Source organism: Microbacterium sp. CCH5-D1, assembly GCF_001557335.1.
In the GTDB taxonomy this organism is placed as follows: domain Bacteria; phylum Actinomycetota; class Actinomycetes; order Actinomycetales; family Microbacteriaceae; genus Microbacterium; species Microbacterium oxydans.
In genome coordinates this window covers 15,149-33,590 of sequence record NZ_LSJW01000155.1, presented here as the reverse complement: position 1 = coordinate 33,590, position 18,442 = coordinate 15,149, and the positions used below count along the sequence as shown (strand labels likewise).

16 protein-coding genes are annotated in these 18,442 nt (G+C 69.1%); 9 read left to right on the top strand and 7 right to left on the bottom strand.

Going from position 1 to position 18,442, the window contains the following annotated elements; all coding sequences use genetic code 11:
* Positions 1-394: 394 nt before the first annotated feature.
* Entirely contained in the window at positions 395-1,192 is a 798-nt protein-coding gene (locus AX744_RS09740; RefSeq protein ID WP_046748247.1) for a PP2C family protein-serine/threonine phosphatase, read from the top strand.
* A 58-nt stretch (positions 1,193-1,250) separates the two neighbouring features.
* The gene (locus AX744_RS09735) at positions 1,251-4,010 is read left to right on the top strand and encodes an FtsK/SpoIIIE domain-containing protein (RefSeq protein WP_061016583.1); all 2,760 of its coding nucleotides are present in this window, start codon (positions 1,251-1,253) and stop codon (positions 4,008-4,010) included.
* A 33-nt stretch (positions 4,011-4,043) separates the two neighbouring features.
* On the opposite strand, the gene AX744_RS09730 is transcribed toward AX744_RS09735, so the two are convergent.
* The gene (locus AX744_RS09730) at positions 4,044-5,039 is read right to left on the bottom strand and encodes an asparaginase (protein ID WP_061016581.1); all 996 of its coding nucleotides are present in this window, start codon (positions 5,037-5,039) and stop codon (positions 4,044-4,046) included.
* 67 nt (positions 5,040-5,106) lie between these two features.
* Here AX744_RS09730 and AX744_RS09725 point away from each other — a divergent pair, with 67 nt between their 5' ends.
* Positions 5,107-5,601, top strand: coding sequence for an OsmC family protein (locus tag AX744_RS09725; RefSeq protein ID WP_061016579.1), 495 nt, complete (start codon positions 5,107-5,109; stop codon positions 5,599-5,601).
* A gap of 29 nt (positions 5,602-5,630) precedes the next feature.
* On the opposite strand, the gene AX744_RS09720 is transcribed toward AX744_RS09725, so the two are convergent.
* Positions 5,631-6,428, bottom strand: a complete 798-nt coding sequence (locus AX744_RS09720; protein WP_046748251.1) for a lysophospholipid acyltransferase family protein — start codon at positions 6,426-6,428, stop codon at positions 5,631-5,633.
* Positions 6,429-6,551: 123 nt separating this feature from the next.
* On the opposite strand from AX744_RS09720, the gene AX744_RS09715 reads away from it, so the two are divergent.
* Complete coding sequence (locus tag AX744_RS09715; RefSeq protein ID WP_058631285.1) at positions 6,552-7,514, top strand: FKBP-type peptidyl-prolyl cis-trans isomerase; 963 nt, start codon at positions 6,552-6,554, stop codon at positions 7,512-7,514.
* Positions 7,515-7,551: 37 nt separating this feature from the next.
* On the top strand, positions 7,552-8,634 hold the full coding sequence (dxr, locus tag AX744_RS09710; RefSeq protein WP_061016577.1) for a 1-deoxy-D-xylulose-5-phosphate reductoisomerase: 1,083 nt from the start codon (positions 7,552-7,554) through the stop codon (positions 8,632-8,634).
* 72 nt (positions 8,635-8,706) lie between these two features.
* Here the strand turns inward: dxr and AX744_RS09705 are convergent, their stop codons facing one another.
* From AX744_RS09705 to AX744_RS09695, 3 genes are all read right to left on the bottom strand, one after another.
* Positions 8,707-10,329, bottom strand: a complete 1,623-nt coding sequence (locus AX744_RS09705; protein ID WP_061016576.1) for a Mur ligase family protein — start codon at positions 10,327-10,329, stop codon at positions 8,707-8,709.
* Between the two features lie 92 nt (positions 10,330-10,421).
* Complete coding sequence (locus AX744_RS09700; RefSeq protein WP_058631282.1) at positions 10,422-11,096, bottom strand: YcnI family copper-binding membrane protein; 675 nt, start codon at positions 11,094-11,096, stop codon at positions 10,422-10,424.
* Between the two features lie 93 nt (positions 11,097-11,189).
* Positions 11,190-11,774 carry a hypothetical protein gene (locus tag AX744_RS09695; RefSeq protein ID WP_061016574.1) on the bottom strand — a complete coding sequence of 195 codons (585 nt, stop codon included), beginning with the start codon at positions 11,772-11,774 and terminating at the stop codon, positions 11,190-11,192.
* 64 nt (positions 11,775-11,838) lie between these two features.
* Between AX744_RS09695 and AX744_RS09690 the strand changes: the two genes are divergently transcribed.
* The gene (locus AX744_RS09690; protein ID WP_113681552.1) at positions 11,839-13,152 is read left to right on the top strand and encodes a M50 family metallopeptidase; all 1,314 of its coding nucleotides are present in this window, start codon (positions 11,839-11,841) and stop codon (positions 13,150-13,152) included.
* A 105-nt stretch (positions 13,153-13,257) separates the two neighbouring features.
* Here AX744_RS09690 and AX744_RS09685 read toward each other — a convergent pair whose 3' ends face one another.
* A complete protein-coding gene (locus AX744_RS09685; RefSeq protein ID WP_061016572.1) occupies positions 13,258-15,141 on the bottom strand; it encodes a chorismate-binding protein in 1,884 nt (627 codons plus the stop codon).
* 171 nt (positions 15,142-15,312) lie between these two features.
* A complete protein-coding gene (locus AX744_RS09680) occupies positions 15,313-15,939 on the bottom strand; it encodes a pyroglutamyl-peptidase I (protein ID WP_082738475.1) in 627 nt (208 codons plus the stop codon).
* A gap of 81 nt (positions 15,940-16,020) precedes the next feature.
* Here AX744_RS09680 and ispG point away from each other — a divergent pair, with 81 nt between their 5' ends.
* From ispG to AX744_RS09665, 3 genes are all read left to right on the top strand, one after another.
* The gene (ispG, locus tag AX744_RS09675; RefSeq protein WP_045265366.1) at positions 16,021-17,151 is read left to right on the top strand and encodes a flavodoxin-dependent (E)-4-hydroxy-3-methylbut-2-enyl-diphosphate synthase; all 1,131 of its coding nucleotides are present in this window, start codon (positions 16,021-16,023) and stop codon (positions 17,149-17,151) included.
* Between the two features lie 17 nt (positions 17,152-17,168).
* Positions 17,169-17,501 (top strand): nuclear transport factor 2 family protein, encoded by a 333-nt coding sequence (locus tag AX744_RS09670; protein ID WP_061016570.1) that lies wholly within the window; start codon positions 17,169-17,171, stop codon positions 17,499-17,501.
* A 74-nt stretch (positions 17,502-17,575) separates the two neighbouring features.
* Entirely contained in the window at positions 17,576-18,442 is an 867-nt protein-coding gene (locus tag AX744_RS09665) for a hypothetical protein (protein ID WP_058631278.1), read from the top strand.

The following is an 18,442-nucleotide window of genomic DNA, read 5'->3' as shown; positions in this document are numbered from 1 at the left end:
CGACCACGCCGCCTGCGCCCCCGACGGCTCCGCCCGCCGCACCGCCGGCTTCGCCCACCACTCCGCCCACGGATCCCACACAGCCGCCAGCGTGATCATCTGACGAGATGGCATCGTCTGGCACAGAGCCCTCGACTCCTGTCGGGGGCTCTGTGCTGTTCCGGCTGGTTCTCCACCCGCAGCGCCCGCTAACGTGGACGATATGCTTTCGTCCCCGTACCGCGCAGGCACCCCCGGTCACATCTTGCTTCTCGGCTCAGTTCTCGCGGGCTCGCTGCCTTCGTCGGCGGCTCCGGACGCACGAGCGTGATCGCGGTGTACGTGACTTCTACTACGATGTGTTGTGAGTATCCTGCGACCGTCCGACCCGCCGCAGGCCCATCGGAGGCAGCACGTGGCTGAGACGAAGACGCAACGGATCACGGTTGCGCAGCGCACGCTGCTGCTCTCCTGGTCCGGTATCACCGATCAGGGGCGCCGTCGCGAGACGAACCAGGACGCCTTCTTGGCCGACTATCCGCTGTTCATCGTCGCAGACGGCATGGGCGGCCATGCCGGTGGCGAGATCGCGAGTCAGAGCACGGTGTCGCGCCTCCAGGCCATCGTCTCGTCGGGGAAGGTCGATCGCCCGTCGATCGAGAGCGCACTCGAGCTGGCTGTCGGCGACATCGCCGACCACCCCGAGACCACCGACGAGGGCACGGGCACCACGCTCACGGGCGTCTACCTCGATACCGAGGGCGACGAGGCCCAGTGGATCGCCTTGAACATCGGCGATTCCCGCGTCTACCTCCTTCGGGACGACAAGCTGGTGCAGATCACGACGGATCACTCGGTCGTGCAGGAACTGATCACGGCAGGCAAGCTCAGCCCGGAGGAAGCCGAAGGGCACCCCTACAGCAACGTCATCACCCGCGCGGTGGGAGCGAGCGAACTCACGGCGCCGGACTACGTCTCCATCGACGTGCGACCCGGTGACCGGTTCGTCGTCTGCTCCGACGGGCTCACCAAGGAGCTCACCGACTACGGGATCCAGCACTTCCTCCGCGAGCACGACGACCCGGGGGCGGCCGTCGATGCGATGCTCGCGGCGGCCCTGGAGAACGGCGGTCGCGACAACGTGACGCTCATCATCGTCCAGGTAACGTCTGAGGACGACTCCTCCTCCCCGATCGAGGACACCGCTCAATAGTGTCCTGAGGCTGTGGAGACTGCTCGCCCACGGCCTGCGATGCGATCGACTCGAGGGCATGGATTCCCTCCCGATCGCCTTGCCGTCCGCGCAGGCACCACATCACCGCGCTCCTGTGCCGTTCCTGGCCGCCATCGTGCCGATCGCCGCCGGCGTGGTGCTGTGGTCGATCTCGGGCTCGCTCCTGGCTCTGTGCTTCGCGGCACTGGGGCCCCTGATGATCGGGGCATCGCTGGTGGACGCGGCTCGCCTCCGGCGTCGGGAGCGGCGACGCGGAGAGCAGAAGATCGAGGAGGGGTGGGCCACGGCGGAGGCTGAGCTGGTCCGCCGCCACAGCGAGGAGCGCAGGGCGCTGTGGCAGCGCCGCCCTGACACCGCGACCTGCATCGTGCGATCCCCGCTTCGAGGAACGCAACCCGTCGATGAGGAGACCTGGGTCGTCGTCGGCTCGGGCCCGACAACGAGCGAGGTCCGTTGCACCGGGGGCGAAGATGAGCGCGGACGAGCCTTCCGCGAACGATGCCGTGTCATCGACGCCGCGCCCGTCGTCGTGCCGCTGGGGGGAGGGATCTGTCTCAGAGGAGCGGGTCCGCTGACGGCCGCCGCCGCGCGAGCTCTGATCCTGCAGCTGTGTCTACGCTTCGGGTCCGCGCAGTTCTCGCTCGTTCCGACAGGTGGCGTCGACCTCCTCGAGGTCGATCTCGTCGGCTGGGGACTCGGCGGCCTGCCCCATGCACGACGGACTCGTCGCAGGGCGTTCCGGCTGGGGGTCGGGCCCTGCGCCGGGGAGAGACCGGACGCGGACGCGCTGATCTGCACAGCCGCTCCCGGTGAGGAGGTGCCGGAGGGTGTCACGGCGGTGATCGACATCGTGGAGCCGGGGCTCGCAACGCTGCGTACGGCGAGCGGGACGACAGCCGTCGCCGTCGAGTTCCTCTCTTCGAGGCAGGCCGAAGTGCTGTCCAGCGAGATCGCGCACCGGGGTGACGAGGCAGGCGCGCCTCCCGATTCGGTGGCGCTTCACGAACTCGAACAACCGCACGAGGTGGAAGGGCTGGCGGCGGCGATCGGCCGGGGCGAGCGGGGGAGCATCGTGGTCGACATCGTCGACGACGGTCCTCACGCGCTCGTGACCGGCATGACGGGGACGGGGAAGAGTGAACTGCTCGTGAGCTGGGTCGCCGCGATGGCCTCGGTACACGGGCCGGACCGGGTGACCTTCGTCCTCGCGGACTTCAAGGGCGGCACCGCGTTCGAGCCGCTGCGTGCACTTCGGCATGTCGTCGCCGTCATCACGGATCTCGATGACGCGGGGGCACGACGTGGCGTCTCCAGCCTCACGGCGGAGCTCCGCCGACGGGAGGCACTGCTCGCGGCGGCGGGGGCTCGCGATGTGCGGGAGGTCTCGATACCGAGGCTGGTGATCGTCGTCGACGAGTTCGCAGCGCTGCTCGCGGAGCACGCCGACCTGGGCGCGGTCTTCACCGATATCGCCGCCCGTGGCCGTGCGCTCGGCATGCATCTGATCCTCGGCACGCAGCGAGCTTCCGGTGTGGTCAGAGATGCCCTGGCGGCGAACTGCCCCCTTCGCATCAGCCTCCGCGTGAGCGACGCTGCCGACAGCCGGCTGATGCTCGGCAGCGAGGCGGCAGCAGCGCTCCCCGGGGACCCGGGATCACGGGGGCTCGCTCTGGTGCGGAGACCGACGGACCAGGAGGCCCTCGCTCTGCGGGTCGCCCTGACGGAGGCATCCGACCTCCGAGAGGTGGCGAAGCGATGGGCGGCAGGAGGTCAGCCGTCCAGTCCCTGGCTGCCGTCGTTGCCCTCGCTTCTCCCACTCGGTGAGCTCCTCGGCGAGGCCGGCGTGGGGTCCGACACCGTGGTCATCGGACGCGCTGACGACCCCGACCGGCAGGCGCAACCTCCGGTTCTCCTGCAATGCGGGCGCGAACGGGGGATCGCGGTTCTGGGCGGGCCCGGTTCCGGCCGAACCACACTGCTGAGGACTGTGGCAGCCCAGTGCGATGACACCTCATGGATGTCCGGCGATGCCGAGGAGGCGTGGGATCTGCTCTCCGCATGGGCGGACGGCAGCCGGCGACCTCCGACCGTGGTTCTCTGCGACGATGTCGATGTGCTGGTGGGGAGCCTGCCGCCGGAGTACGGCCATCAGCTCGTCCAGCGCTGGGAGCAGGTGCTTCGCACGGCCCACGGCACGACCTTCGTGGTGACCGCGGCCAGGGCGAGCGGCGCCTGGGGACGTATGCTCGATCTCCTGCCGCGTCGCGCGCTGCTGCGTATGTCGACGAAGCTGGAGCATCTGGCGGCAGGAGGCGAGCCGTCCGGATTCCTTCGTGATCGTGCTCCGGGGCGCGCGAGGATCGGCGATCAGGAGGTTCAGCTGGCGTGGGCCGACGAAACGGAGTCCCATCGGCCCGCGGACCAGACGGCAGCGGTGTGGCGGCCGACGTCCGCGCTCACAGCGATCGTCACCGCCGGGGCTCAGGAGGTCATCGCCCGTCTGCGTCGCGCGCATCCGGACTGCGAGGTGAGGGAACCGGGGGCGGAGCCGGCGGAGACGGATCGGCCGTGCGTCGTGGTGGGCGATGCGGAGGCTTGGCAGCGGAACTGGACACTGTGGCAACGGGTGCGATCCCTGGGCGAGGTCCTCATCCGCTGCGAGCGTCCGGCTGATCTCCGCCAGTTGATCGGCGCCCGCGAGTTGCCCCCGTACGCCCGTCCGCATGCGGGTCGAGCGTGGTCCGTGATCGGGGCTGAGCTGCCACGAAGAGTGCACGTGGCCGAGCTGTCGCCGTGAGGAGCTCTGGGAGGTCGGAGGTGGGGCTCCCGGTCAGATGCCCGCGCCAGGGCGGATGGCACCGACGTCGGCGCCGCCGCCGAGCACAGTGAGGGGGAGAGCCTCGCCGAGGGCGGCCACATCCGCATCGGTCAGACCGCCCGCGCGCGCCAGGAGGGTGGCGGCCACGATCGTCGAGGCACGAGTCGCGCCGTCGAGCATCTTCAGAGCCACCGTCGTCCCGTTCGGGGAGACCATGACCATGACGCCCTCGGCGCCGTGCTTCGTGAACACGCCCAGCTTCTCCGTCGCGATCGTGTCAGGGCGACCCGGGCCCTCGATCGTCCACGGGTTCTCCCGTACAGCGCGAACCAGGGAACCGGCGACGCGATGCAGGGCGAACGGCGAGCGGTCGGACGCCGTTCCGATCCGATGGATCGCGCGTGCGAGACCGGTCAGGGTCGTCGCATGTACGGGCGCGCCGCACCCATCGATCGCGGTGTGCGCGATCTTCTCACCCGTGAGGCGCTCGACGACGTCCCTGATGTGCTGCTGCAACGGGTGGGCGGGGTCGAGGTAGCCGTCGGTGGGCCAGCCGGTCGCGACACAGGCGCGGAGCATCGCGGCGTGCTTGCCCGAGCAGTTCATGCGCACGCGCGTGGGCTCACCGTGCTCGCGCACGAGCTCATCGCGCGTCGAGGAGTCGCTCGGCCACGACGCGGGGCAACCCAAGTCGTCCTCTGTCAGTCCGCCCTCTGTGAGGATGTCGCGCACCACGGACGCATGCCGATCGGTGCCGACATGGCTCGCCGTCGAGAGCGCGAGCTGTTCGCCCTCGAGGACGGCGCCCGCCGTGACGCAGGCGATCGCCTGCAGCGGCTTGAGGCTCGAACGCGGCAGGATCAGGGCGTCGGCGTTGCCGTGTCGGGCGACGATGTCTCCGTCGGGGGAGAGGACGACGGCCGCGCCGGCGTGGCGGGATTCGACGAATCCGCTCCGCTCGACGACGGCGAGTTCCACGGAATCCTGAACGGTGAGAGTCTCCAGCACCCGTCAACTCTAGCTCGGCGTGCGAGGCTGCTCGCGTCGCGTCGGACGAGCCTGACAGACTGGTCGCATGGCAGAGACCAGTCCTCGCACTCTCGGCGAACACCGCTATGCGCTCACATCGACCTGGACCGGCAACACCGGTACCGGGACAACGGGATACCGCGACTACCGACGCGCTGTGACGATCGAGATCGAGGGCAAGCCCGATCTCCTCGCCTCCGCGGACAAGCCCTTCCGCGGCGACGCGTCACGCTGGAATCCGGAGGACCTGCTGCTCGCGTCGCTCTCCGAGTGTCACCTGCTGTCTTACCTCCACGCGTGTGTCACGGCCGGCGTCGTGGTGGTGTCCTATCGCGACCGGGCGACAGGAATGATGCGCGAGGACGGAGCGGGCGGAGGATCGTTCGTCGAGGTGATGCTGCATCCTGAGGTCGTCGTCGCCGAGGAGTCGATGATCGAGGCTGCGGAACGCGCCCACACCCAGGCGAACGAATGGTGTTTCATCGCGAACTCGATGAACTTCCCCGTGCGTCACGAGGCGAGGGTCAGCGCTCTCTCCTGAGCCGCGCCGCGATCGCGACGACGGGACGGTCAGCGACGCTCGTGCGGGAGAGCCTGCTTGATCTTCTCGATGGTTCCCTGCGCGGGAGCCTCGTTGTACGCACCCGCGAGCTCCTGGCCGGAGAGGCCGTGGATCGCGGCCATGATCTGGTCGGTCGCGAGGCGCCGAGCGCGCCCGCTGGTGGCCGGGCCGTGCGGCGAGAGGTCGAGCGGCTCGCCGAAGCGCACCGTGATGCGCTCCTTGAGCGTCGGCATCTTCGCTCCGACCGGCATCACCTTGTCGGTGCCGATGAGTCCGACCGGGACCACCGGAGCACCCGTCTGCAACGCGAGGAACGCGACTCCCGTGCGGCCCTTGTACAGACGACCGTCGGTGGAGCGGGTGCCCTCGGGGTACAGGGCGACGGCCAGGCCCTCATCGAGGAGCTGGCGCTGGAGGTCGAGGGCATCGAGCGCGGCCTGTCCCGCTCCCCGGCGCACGGGGATCGCGCCGATCGACTCGAAGAAGGTCTTGCTCATCCAGCCCTTGAAGCCGGTGCCCTCGAAGTACGCCGACTTCGCCAGGAAGTGCACGGGGCGGGGCGCGGCCACCGGGATCGCTATCGAGTCGATGAACGAGAGGTGGTTGCTCGCGAAGATCACGGGGCCTTCGAGCGGCACGTTCTCTCGCCCCTCGATCCGCGGCCGATAGACCAGACGAGCGAGCGGGGTGATGAGGCTCCGCCCCAGGGTGTAGGCGAACCCGGCGTGACGGGGCTTCGCAGTCGTCTCGGGTGAGGATTCCTCTTCTGACGAGGCTTCGGGCTCGACGGACTGCTCAGAGGTCATCAGAGCAGATTACTCCCGGATCCATGCCGGCGTGGGAATGAAGACTTGCGCCGCGCCTCCCAGCGCGGGCAAAGGGGTATGAGGCAGGATGGAGGTTCCCGCCCGCGATCCTGAGGTCTCACTGTGCGCAAGCGTCCGCTCCTCGTCCTGTCCACTGTCGCTGCGGCGACCCTCCTGCTGGCCGGCTGTGCCGGTGGCGGTGCGCCCGAGAGCTCGGGCACCCCTTCGCCGTCCGCGTCGAGCGGGTGTCTGCTGAACGCGCAGCCCGGAGAGACGTCGGATGCGGTGACGGTCGATGGCGAAGGTCTCGACGCGAAGATCACCGTCCCCGCCGATGCCGCCTTCGCTGACGTGGAACGGACCATCGTGGCCAAGGGCGATGGCGATGAGGTGCTCGCGAACGATCTCGTCGGCGTGAAGTTCCAGATCGTGGATGCCGCGACCGGCGAGGTGGTCGACTCCTCCGCCCGGAACGAAGGCGGCGAGGCCTCCGTCCTCCTCGACCAGAACAGCGCGTCGCTCTTCATCGCCGCGCTCGAGTGCCAGCCGCTCGGCACACAGGTGGTGCTCGCGCTGCCCGGCAAGGTCTTCGGTGACGGCGGCACGAACAAGGTCGTCTATGCGGAGGCGGTCGAGAAGCTGCCGGAGGTGGCCACGGGCACCCCGGTCGACCCGACGCCCGGCATGCCGACGGTGAAGCTCGACGACAAGGGCGCTCCGACCGTCACGATCCCGGACGGCGACGCGCCGACCGAGACGAAGGTCGCCGTCCTCAAGCAGGGCGATGGTGCGACCGTGGGCACGGGCGACCTCGTGGTCGTGCAGTACCTGGGCGTGAAGTGGTCCGACGGCAAGGAGTTCGACTCCAGCTGGAGCCGCGATGCCGCTCCGACGCAGTTCCAGACCACGGGCGTCGTCGCGGGCTTCCAGAAGGCGCTCGAGGGTCAGAAGGTCGGCTCGCAGGTCGTCGTCGTCATGCCGCCCTCCGACGGGTACGGCGCGAGCGAGGGACACGAACTGCAGAAGGAGAGCCTCGTGTTCGTCGTCGACATCCTCGCGACGACACCGGTTCAGGCTCAGCAGTAGCCGCTGCGGAGCCGCGGGCGTGACCTAGGCTGGCGGTATGCGTCGCGTCATCGTCCTCGGCTCCACCGGCTCCATCGGCACCCAGGCACTGGATGTGATCCGTGCCAATCCTCGTCGCTTCGAGCTGGTCGGTCTCGCCGCTGGTTCCAACGCCGAGTTGCTGGAGGAGCAGGCCGCGCAGTTCCAGGTCGAATCCACCGCTCTCGGTGCTGTCGAGGCGGAGCAGCTCGTCCGTGACGTCGAAGCCGATGTGGTGCTCAACGCCATCACGGGCTCGATCGGACTCGGGCCGACGCTCGCCGCCTTGAAGGCGGGCCGCACTCTCGCCCTCGCGAACAAGGAATCCCTCATCGTCGGTGGCGACCTGGTGCTCGCCGCCGCTGCCCCCGGACAGATCGTCCCGGTGGACTCCGAGCACTCGGCCCTCGCGCAGGCTCTGCTCGCGGGCACTCATGCCGAAGTGCGCCGTCTCGTCGTCACCGCGTCCGGCGGCCCGTTCCGAGGACGCAGCCGTGGCGAGCTGACCCAGGTGACTCCGTCGGAGGCGCTCGCGCATCCGACATGGGACATGGGACGCATGGTCACGACGAACTCCGCGACCCTGGTGAACAAGGGGCTCGAGGTGATCGAGGCGCATCTGCTCTTCGACATCGCCTACGACGACATCGAGGTCGTGGTCCACCCGCAGTCGATCGTGCACTCGATGGTGGAGTTCATCGACGGGTCCACCATCGCACAGGCCTCACCGCCCGACATGCGCCTGCCCATCTCGCTCGGTCTGGACTGGCCGCACCGCGTCGGAGGCGTAGGGCGACCGCTCGACTGGTCCGCTGCGACCTCATGGACGTTCGAACCGCTCGACGGCGAGGCCTTCCCGTCCGTCGCTCTCGCGAAGTCGGTCGGACGCGCCGGCGGCACGTTCCCCGCGGTCTACAACGCGGCGAACGAACAGGCTGTCGACGCCTTCCACGAGGGCCGGCTCCCGTTCCTCGGGATCGTCGACACCATCGCCCGCGTCGTCGACGCGCATGACGCGCCCGATGTGCTCACCGTCGAGACGCTCGCCGAGGCGGAGGCCTGGGCGCGCGCGACGGCGGACCGGATGATCGCTGCGGCCTGACCGCGGGGGGCATCCTCGTCGCATCGTCCTGCACGTCGGCACCGGAGCGCGGGTGCGCCCCGGTGATCCCGATCAGTCTTCGTCGGGGTAGGGGACGGGCCAGCGGGAGTCGGGAACGGGCCACCCGGCCGCGCGGAGCGCACGACGGGCGAGCTCGCGTGCGGAGTAGGGAGTGCGGACACCGCGGATGTCGCGGTAGTCCTGATGACCCGGTCCCGCCCAGAGTATGGCGTCGCCGTCGCCGACCAGGCCGACGGCGGTGACGATGGCGTTCTCCGGCGGTGAGGCCTCATGGATCTCAGCGTCCGGTCGCGCGCGGCGTGCACCGTCGATGAGAGTGGCCCGGATGGATGCGGGGTCCTCGAAGCGGGGGTGGTGGTCGGTGACGACGAGGATGTCGCTGCCCTCCACGGCTGTGCGCGCCATGTCGAACCGCTTGCTCGCGTCCCGGTCGCCATCGGCGCCGAACAGCATCAGCACCTTGCCGGGAGTCACGCGGCGGACGGCGGCGAGTGTCTTCTCGAACGCGTCGGGGGAGTGGCCGAAGTCGACGAAGACCGCGGGGCCCGTGTCGCCGGAGACCAGTTGCGTGCGTCCTGGCAGATAGGCGCGGATGCCGCCGTCGCGGGTCAGGGCCTCGGTGATGCGATCCCAGGCATAGCCGCCCTCGAGGAGCATCACGATCGCCAGAGCCGCATTGGCGGCCATGTGCGGACCGATCACCGGGACCGTCGTCGTGAGGGAGCCGGCCGGACCGGTCATCGTGAACGTGGTTCCGGCCGCACGCTCGTCGTCGATGACGACGACCCAGTCCGCGGCGCGGGCGGCCTCGGGGTCGGCGGCGATCGACGGAGTGCCCACCGTGACGACGGGGATCTCGGAACGTTCGACGACGATCGCTCCCGACGGCGAGTCGAGGCAGATGACGCCCCGCTTGGCGCGGTCGGGACGGAAGAGCGGCAGCTTCGCCTCGAAGTACTCCTCCATGTCCGCGTAGTCGTCGAGATGGTCGTGGCTGAGGTTGGTGAATCCGGCGACATCGAACAGGATGCCGTCGACGCGGTGACGGGAGAGAGCCTGCGCGCTGACCTCGACGGCGACGGCCTCGACCGCTCGCTCCCGCATGAGAGCGAGCAGTGCATGCATCTCGGAGGCCTCGGGGGTGGTCAGGCGCGACACGATGACCTCGCCGGCGATGTGGCGCTCCGCAGTGGAGGAGAGTCCGGTGACGACGCCGATCTGGTCGAGGATGCCCTCGAGCAGGTGGGACACGCTGGTCTTCCCGTTGGTCCCGGTCGTCGCGAACAGCAGAGGAAGCGGACCGTCCGCGCCGGTGCCGTAGACCCAGGCGCTGAGGTCGCCGAGGACGGCGCGAGGATCGTCGACCACGAGGATCGGGAGGCCGGCGGACTCCGCGATGACCGCTCCGGCCTCGTCGGTGATGACGGCGACGGCGCCCTTCTCGGCGGCGGTCGCGGCGAAGTCCGCGCCGTGCCGGTTGACGCCCTGGATCGCGACGAACGCCTCGCCGGGGCGCAGGTCCGCGGTGGCGAGGGTGATGCCGGTGAGGGCCACGCCGTCGACATCGCCGTGGACGGTGCGGGCGAAGCGGGAGGCGAGTTCGGACAGCTCACGCCGGGGCGGGTTCGCGGGGCGGAGCACGGGAGGCAGGCTCGGTTGTTGTTCAATCGACATGGCGCATCAATGATCTCATGACCGGGGTGAGAACCCCTCGCGAGCGGCCTCTCGCGCGCCGGATCCCGGAGCACGAGAGGCCGCTCCCACGGTCAGGCGCGACGGCGGTAGGCGACGATCGCGACGACCAGTCCGGCGAAGCCGGCAAGCAGCCCTCCGGCTCCGAGCGCCACGCCCAGGGGGTCGGACGCCGTGGCCGGGCTCGAGGCCTCCGCCGCGGCATCGGATCCGGCGTGCTCACCGTGTCCGTCCGCTGCGGCAGCGGTCACCGAGACGACCGGCGCCGGCGCATCGAGGCTGTGCGGATCTTCGCCGTTCTCGGCGAGCTGCGTCCACTCGGTGGCACCCTCGACGCACGTCTGCACGACGGGGAACGCCAGAGTGTCCGGTGTGTCCTCATCCAGTCCGACGCCCATGCTCACTGCGCCGCGGAGATCCGTGGGAACGGGCGCGACCGCGGTGTAGGTGACAGCGCTGACGAGACCGTCGTCGCCCCGTTCGACCTGGATGTCCCAGTCGGAGTCCATGGTCGGTGAGACGGACGCGAGACCCTCTGGCATCGTGATGCGCAGCGCGGTCGTCGGCGAGTTCTCACAGCCGTGCGAGAACGAGAACGTGAGGACGCCGTGGTCCCCGGCGGCGAGCTCGTCGGGGCTGACCCCGACGTGCGCTCCGGCCATGAGGGGTGCGGTGACGGCAAGGGCAAGGCCGCCGACGAGGCCGGTGGTGGCGAGGCGCAGACGGTGGGTACGGGTGTTGCGGGTCATGAGATCTCCTGATCGATGTGCGGGCACGCCGATGGCGCGTCTCCGCGAAAGGGATGCCACGCGTGTCCGGGTGGCGTGTTCGAGTGCGACGGATCAGTCGCGCAGGAGAGCAGGGGGTCCGCGTCGCGGCAGAGCGGACGAGACCGCGGCGTCGAACGGCGAGAAGACCATCGAGCGCAGACGCGCCGGACGGCGGTGCAGCGCGGGCACCACTGCGGACGCACGTCGGAGGAGGGCATCGACCCAGCGCGCGACCACCCGGACGATCGCCTCGCCGTGCCACACCAGCAGCGTGGTCAGCACAGCCGCGACGAGGTGCGCCGAGAGCATGAGCGCGCCGGGGGCCGCAGCAGGGGACGGCGATGCGAGGAGGGAGAGGTCGAGGTGATGGGCGTGTCCACCGCCGGCGATCGGCGCCGCCACGGTGGGCGAGCCCAGCACCTGGAACACGACGTGGAAGGCGGCCTGCCCGAGGAACACGGCGAGGGCCACCCTGGCGCGTGACTGTCGGACTCCGACCAGGAGAGCCGCGAGCGGGGTGATCAGGCTCGTGACCGCGACGATCAGCAGCACATGCGGAGCCGCACCGCCCCCGAGCGTGTGGGACAGCGCCGCGAGCAGTGTCGCCACGGAGGAGACGGCGGCAGCACGCACGAGTCGCAGCTGCCGGGCATTCACGCTGACAGCCTAGTCGTGCCGCAGCGCCGGGCGGATTCCTAGCTGGGGGCACTAACGTTGGCACGTGGAATTCCTGCTCTATCTGGCCGGCATCCTCTTCATGCTGATCGGCCTCGGGCTGTCGATCGGCCTGCATGAGGTCGGGCACCTCGTCCCCGCGAAGCTCTTCGGCGTGCGCGTCGGCCAGTACATGATCGGCTTCGGGCCGCGGCTGTGGTCCAAGCGCATCGGCGAGACCGAGTACGGTTTCAAGCTGCTGCCTCTGGGGGGCTTCATCTCGATGTCGGGCATGTATCCGGCATCGAAGAACTCCGGTCCGGCGTCGGGCGTCTTCCGCTCTTTGATCCAAGATGCTCGCAGTGCCAACGACGAGACCATCGCAGAAGGCGCCGAAGACCGCGTCTTCTACCGGCTGCCGGTGTGGAAGCGCGTCGTCGTCATGCTCGGCGGGCCCGCCATGAATCTCGTGCTCGCGACGGTGATCTTCACCGTGCTGCTGTCCGGCATCGGTGTGCAGCAGGGGACGACCACGATCGCTTCGGTGACCGAGTGCGTGGTCCCGGCGGGTTCCACAGCGACCGAGTGCACGCCGGATGATCCCGCGTCTCCGGCAGCGGAAGCCGGCATCAGACCGGGCGACGTGATCGTGTCGGTCGACGGGAAGCCGGTGTCGACCTTCGCCGAGGCCACCGCGATCGTGCAGGCGTCCCCGGGTGAGACGATCGACATGGTCGTGCGGCGCGACGGAGCCGAGAAGTCGCTGAATCTCACGCCGATCGCCGCGGAACGCACGATCACGGATGCGAGTGGCCAGCCGATCCTGGACGACGCAGGCAAGCCCGTGGTCAAGGAGGTCGGCTACGTCGGCATGGGCGCGCAGATGGGATACGTGCAGCAGCCGTTGACCGCGGGGCCGGAGATGGCTGCGGACAGCACGGCGCGCGTCGCATCGATGATCGTCACGCTCCCTGTGCGTCTCTGGGATGTCGGCGTGTCCCTCGTGACCGGCGGTGAACGCGATCCGAACGGTCCGCTGAGTGTGGTCGGCGTCGGTCGCCTCGCCGGCGAGGTCGCCGCGACCGATGCGCCGATCCTCAACCGCTTCGCGTTCCTGCTCGGGCTGCTGGGCTCGCTGAACATCGCGTTGTTCGTGTTCAACCTGATCCCGCTGCTCCCGCTCGACGGCGGCCACATCGTGGTCGCGCTGTGGGACGGGATCAAGCGCGCATGGGCCAAGCTCTTCCGTCGGCCCCCGCCGGCACCCGTCGACGCGACCAAGCTCGTACCGCTCACCGTGGTCGTCGCCGTGGCCCTGATCGCGATGGGTGCCCTGCTCCTGGTCGCCGACCTCTTCAACCCGGTGAACCTGCTCGGCTGATTCCTTCGGGGTGTCTCTTCCCGGCGCGTTGGACCTCGGCCTTGCCGCGGCGGACATGCCGACAGTGCCGACACGCTGGCAGCGGACAGCCCGCGACCGTCAGCCTCAGGCGAGGGCGTGGGTCACGAGGCGTTCGAGCGTCCGGATGCCGTCTCGCGAGAGGATCGACTCGAGATGCCCCTGCACGGAGGCGAAACGGTCTCCTCGGAGCGCGTAGACATCGCCCGAATCCGCGTCTGCGGACACTTCGGCGTCGCCGACCGCGATCGTGCCCGGGGCGACACGCGCGGTGAAGGTGTTGTAGAAGCCGATCGATGCGTCTTCGCCGAACACCGGGACCGACTTCTGCAGCCCCTGGTGCGGTGCGTCGAGAGGAGTCAGGGCGATGCCGAGGCGGTCGGCGAGGATCTGGTGGCTCAAGCACACGGCGAGCAGCGGCATGCCGGAGTCGAGGCGACGGGTGACGACGTCGCGCATCCTGGCGATGCGGGCGCTCTGCGCATCCCGCGGGTCACCGGGGCCGGGGCCCGCGACGACCAGGTCGGCGGCATCCAGGTCGGCATCCTGTGCGTCATTCCAGGGCACGATCTTCACGGCGAGTCCGAGATGACGGAGCTGGTGCGCGAGCATGGTGGTGAAGCGGTCCTCCGCGTCGACGACGACGGCGGAGCGTCCGGCGAACGGACCGGTGAAGTCCTCGCCCTGCGGGTTGAGCCAGAACTCGGCCAGGCGCGCGTTTCGTGATTCCAACAGCTCGGCAACGGTCGGGTCGTCGGCGAGGGCGTGCGCGTCACCGGGAGCGTCCGCATCGCTGCGAGCCTCGGCCACATGATCGCGGTCGATCGCCCCGATGGCACCGAGCACACCCGCGGCCTTGCCGTGCGTCTCGGACACCTCGCCCATGGGGTCCGAGTGTCGGACCAGCGTGGCTCCGACAGGCACGCTGAGCGCGCCGTCCTGGAGATACACGGTGCGGATGAGGATGGGGGCGTCCAGGTCATGGCCGCCGTCCGCGTTCGGGGAGAACAGCGCCGCGACACCCGAGTAGTAGCCTCGCGGCTTCTGCTCGTGACGACGGATCACAGCGCAGGCGTTCTGCATGGGCGAGCCGGTGACCGTGGGAGCGAACATGGTCTCGCGCAGGATGTCGCGGGGGTCGAGCGTGCTGCGTCCGCGGAGCATGTACTCCGTGTGCGTGAGCCGCGACATCTCCTTGAGGTGCGGACCGGTGATCCGTCCTCCGTCGGAGCAGACGGCGCTCATCATCTTGAGCTCCTCGTCCACGACCATGAACAGCTCCTCGGTCTCCTTCGTGGAGGCGAGGAAGTCGACCAGCGTCTCCTTCGTCGCCCCACCCGCCGGGTGACGGAAGGTTCCGGAGATCGGGTTCATGGTGACGATGCCGCCCTGGGCGACCACATGCGCTTCGGGACTGGCGCCGACGGCGATGTGACCGGGGGTGAAGACCGCGAAGGTCCAGTACGCACCGCGCTCGTGTGTGAGCAGCGCACGGAACCAGGTCAGGGCTGCCGTCCGGTCATCGACGTCGACATTCGCGGTGAAGTCCCTGCGGATGACGAAGTTCGCGCCCTCTCCGCGGCCGATCTCGTCCGCGATGACGTTCTCGACGATCGCCGCATACTCTGCGTCGGCGATGTCGAAGCCCTCGTCGTGCAAGGCGACCGGCTCACTCGGCAGCGCGGAGAGGAGCTCGGCGGTCGGAAGGTGCAGGTGCTCGTCGACGACCACGCACCGCAGCGGTGCGGCGTCGTCCTGGGCGACGAAGCCGCGCTCGCGAACCTGGCGGTAGGGGACCATCGCGAACACCTCACGAGGCGTGCCGTCGACGGCGAGAGGGATGTCGGCGAGCAGGTCGACATCCCGCACGTCGCCGCTGAGCAGCTCGACGGTGTCGGCTCCATCGCGGGCGATGAGGACGAAGGACGCGGTCGGATCGGCGCGGAGCTCGGCGAGTCGCGAGAGGGTCATGAGTATCTCCTGTGCTGTGCTCCGGCTCGGCGCAACGAAAAGACCGCCCCGGGGGCGGTCTGAATTCGTGGGAACGCGAACACACCGCCTAGAAGGCGGGCCACCAGGTGAAGTTCGCGAGCATGGGGCCGAAACTACCACATCGGCCGCGATGACCCGCGCGGCATGACGTCACCAGATGCTGCCGCCCGGCTCCTTCGTCTCGGCATCGAGGGCGTGATCGACGACCAGGCGCACGGCGCGAGCCAGCTGCTCCTCGCTCAGATGAGGAGAGCCGGACGGTGCGGTCTCCGTCGACCAGGGAAGATGCACGAACCCGGCGACGGCGTCGGGGCGCACCGCCCCCAGCACGGTGTACAACACGTGATTGCAGACGTAGCTGCCGGCGGACAGCGAGGACCGGGCAGGGATGCCCGCCGCGTCGATGACCTGCACCAGATGCTTGACGGGAAGTGTCGAGAACCGCGCTTCGGGACCGCCCGCCTCGCTGGGAACGTCGATCGGCTGGGCGCCGTCGTTGTCGGGGATGCGCGCGTCCATCAGATTCACGCCGATGCGCTCCACCGCGACGTGGGCGCTTCCGCCGGCGAGCCCGGTGCAGATGACGACGTCCGGTGCGTGTCGGGCGATGAGGGCGCGAAGCCGCTGGGCGGATGACTCGAATGCGACAGGAAGAGTCGCGATGACGAGCTCGTGCGGTCCCTTGTAGTCGACCGCCACCGCGTTCACCGCATCCGCCGACGGATTGCGCTCTGCGCCGTCGAACGGTTCGAAGCCGGTGAGGAGGATGACTGCCATGGCTCCAGGGTAGGTGCGTCCGTCCAGCCCACATGCATCCTGGCGGCGTAGTCTTGAGGGGTGCCAGCAGTGAACCTCGGAATGCCGAAGATCCCCGAAGTCCTCGCCCCGCGCCGTAAGTCACGGCAGATCAAGGTGGGCAAGGTTCTCGTGGGCGGCGACGCTCCCGTCAGCGTGCAGTCGATGACCACCACGAAGACGACGGACATCAACGGGACGCTCCAGCAGATCGCCGAGCTCACCGCGTCGGGTTGCGAGATCGTGCGTGTCGCGGTACCGCACCAGGATGACGCCGATGCGCTGAAGATCATCGCGATGAAGAGCCAGATCCCGGTGATCGCTGACATCCACTTCCAGCCGCGCTACATCTACACGGCCATCGATGCCGGGTGCGGTGCGGTGCGAGTGAACCCCGGCAACATCCGCGAGTTCGACGGCAATGTCGGGAAGATCGCGGAGGCCGCCAAGGCCGCCGGTGTCTCCCTGCGAATCGGTGTTAACGCCGGCTCGCTGGACCGCAGGATCCTGGCGAAGTACGGCAAGGCCACCGCTGAGGCACTCGTGGAGAGTGCCGTCTGGGAGGCATCGCTGTTCGAGGAGCACGACTTCCACGACTTCAAGATCTCGGTCAAGCACAACGACCCCATCGTGATGGTGAAGGCGTACCGTCAGCTGGCGGAGCGGGGCGACTGGCCGCTGCACCTCGGAGTGACCGAGGCCGGACCCGCTTTCCAGGGAACGATCAAGAGCGCCACCGCCTTCGGCATCCTCCTCGGCGAGGGGATCGGCGACACGATCCGGGTATCTCTCTCCGCACCGCCGGCGGAAGAGGTCAAGGTCGGCCACCAGATCCTGCAGTCGCTCAACCTCCGCGAGCGCAAGCTCGAGATCGTCTCATGCCCCTCGTGCGGTCGCGCACAGGTCGACGTGTACACGCTCGCCGAGAACGTCACCGAAGGCCTCAAGGACATGACCGTTCCCCTGCGGGTCGCGGTGATGGGCTGCGTCGTCAACGGTCCAGGTGAGGCTCGCGAGGCCGATCTCGGCGTGGCTTCGGGCAACGGCAAGGGCCAGATCTTCGTGAAGGGCGAGGTCATCAAGACCGTGCCGGAGGCGGACATCGTCGCCACTCTCATCGAAGAGGCCAACCGGATCGCCGCCGAGATGGGCCCAGAGGCGCCGCTCGGCACCGCCCAGGTCGTCACGGTCTGAGCGGCGAGGAGCACGAGATGTCGGATTCCACCCTCCCTGTTCCCGTCAGGGCGATGATCGACGCGATCAACGCCGCGGACACGGATGCGTTCGTCGCCGTTTTCACGGCCGACGGGTTCGTCAGCGACTGGGGCACGGTCAAGGCCGGTTCCGACGGGGTCCGCGCATGGGCGGGCAGCGATGCGATCGGTGCCGGCGCGCGTATGACCGTGCTCACGGCCACGACCGAGGGAGACACCACGCGCATCCGCTTCGGCTGGGCGAGTCGGGTCTTCAACGGCGAATCCGACGGCATCTTCGTGGTCGACGGCGACAAGCTCGCCAGCTTCACCATTCCGCCGTCCCACTGACCGATCTGGCCGAGGTCCGCGGGCGTCGAACGCGCCGCCATCTCGAGACCCCGACGTCGTATCCGAGGAGAACCATGTCGACGCCCACCATCGTGACCTTCCCGACAGGGACCGTGACCGGAGACGGGGTCATCGCCCGCGTGGAGCAGACGCCCGAGGGCACGATCGTCGTGGTCGACGAGACGCCCTTCCACCCGGTCGACCACACCTGGCCCGACCAGCCGGGTGACACAGGGAGCATCGCCGTCGGCGACGACACCGTCCGAGTGGTCGAAGCCGTCATGGCCGCGATCTCGGACGAGGGGGAGTTCGCGGTGGGAAGCGCGATCCCCGTCAAGCGCGGTGCTGAGGGCTGGACCTGGCTCGTCGGACACCTGATCGAGGGGGCCGCCCCGGCATCCTTCACGGAGGGCGCTCGAGCCGACCTGACCGTCGACGCCGCTCGTCGTGCCGGACTCAGCCGCGGGCACACCGCATGCCATGTCGCCTCGCTGGCGCTCGATCTGGCCCTCGCCGATCTCTGGCGCAAGGAACCGGGGGAGGACGCTCTCGGCAACCCCGACTTCGAGGGTCGTGCCAACCAGTCCAGCCGCATCCACGAAGATGGCGCTGTCGACGAGTACCGGCTCGGGAAGAGCCTGCGCCGGGCCGGCTTCGATACCGAGACCTTCGCCACGACCCTGTCCGAGCGCGAGCGACGGATCAATGAGCAGCTCGCGGCATGGGTCGCCTCAGGTGCTGTGAGCAGCATCGTGACGGAAGGGCCCACGATCGTCGATCGGCGGCGCTGGCACTGCGATCTCCCGGAAGGAGAGGCCGTGATCCTCTGCGGGGGCACGCACGCGGAGTCGCTCTCGGAGTTCGCCTCCATCGTCGTGAGCCTGGACCTGAGCGATCCTCAGCTGCTGGTCATGACGACCGTGGCGGCTCCCGGGCGCTGA

What these genes read in the sequence shown, in the direction of transcription:
- AX744_RS09735 (WP_061016583.1), top strand. Translation starts at nt 1,251, where the DNA reads ATGGATTCCCTCCCGATCGCCTTGCCGTCCGCGCAGGCACCACATCAC.
- AX744_RS09725 (WP_061016579.1), top strand. Translation starts at nt 5,107, where the DNA reads ATGGCAGAGACCAGTCCTCGCACTCTCGGCGAACACCGCTATGCGCTC.
- AX744_RS09720 (WP_046748251.1), bottom strand. Translation starts at nt 6,428, where the DNA reads ATGACCTCTGAGCAGTCCGTCGAGCCCGAAGCCTCGTCAGAAGAGGAA.
- dxr (WP_061016577.1), top strand. Translation starts at nt 7,552, where the DNA reads ATGCGTCGCGTCATCGTCCTCGGCTCCACCGGCTCCATCGGCACCCAG.
- AX744_RS09705 (WP_061016576.1), bottom strand. Translation starts at nt 10,329, where the DNA reads ATGTCGATTGAACAACAACCGAGCCTGCCTCCCGTGCTCCGCCCCGCG.
- AX744_RS09700 (WP_058631282.1), bottom strand. Translation starts at nt 11,096, where the DNA reads ATGACCCGCAACACCCGTACCCACCGTCTGCGCCTCGCCACCACCGGC.
- AX744_RS09685 (WP_061016572.1), bottom strand. Translation starts at nt 15,141, where the DNA reads ATGACCCTCTCGCGACTCGCCGAGCTCCGCGCCGATCCGACCGCGTCC.
- AX744_RS09680 (WP_082738475.1), bottom strand. Translation starts at nt 15,939, where the DNA reads ATGGCAGTCATCCTCCTCACCGGCTTCGAACCGTTCGACGGCGCAGAG.
- ispG (WP_045265366.1), top strand. Translation starts at nt 16,021, where the DNA reads ATGCCGAAGATCCCCGAAGTCCTCGCCCCGCGCCGTAAGTCACGGCAG.
- AX744_RS09670 (WP_061016570.1), top strand. Translation starts at nt 17,169, where the DNA reads ATGTCGGATTCCACCCTCCCTGTTCCCGTCAGGGCGATGATCGACGCG.
- AX744_RS09665 (WP_058631278.1), top strand. Translation starts at nt 17,576, where the DNA reads ATGTCGACGCCCACCATCGTGACCTTCCCGACAGGGACCGTGACCGGA.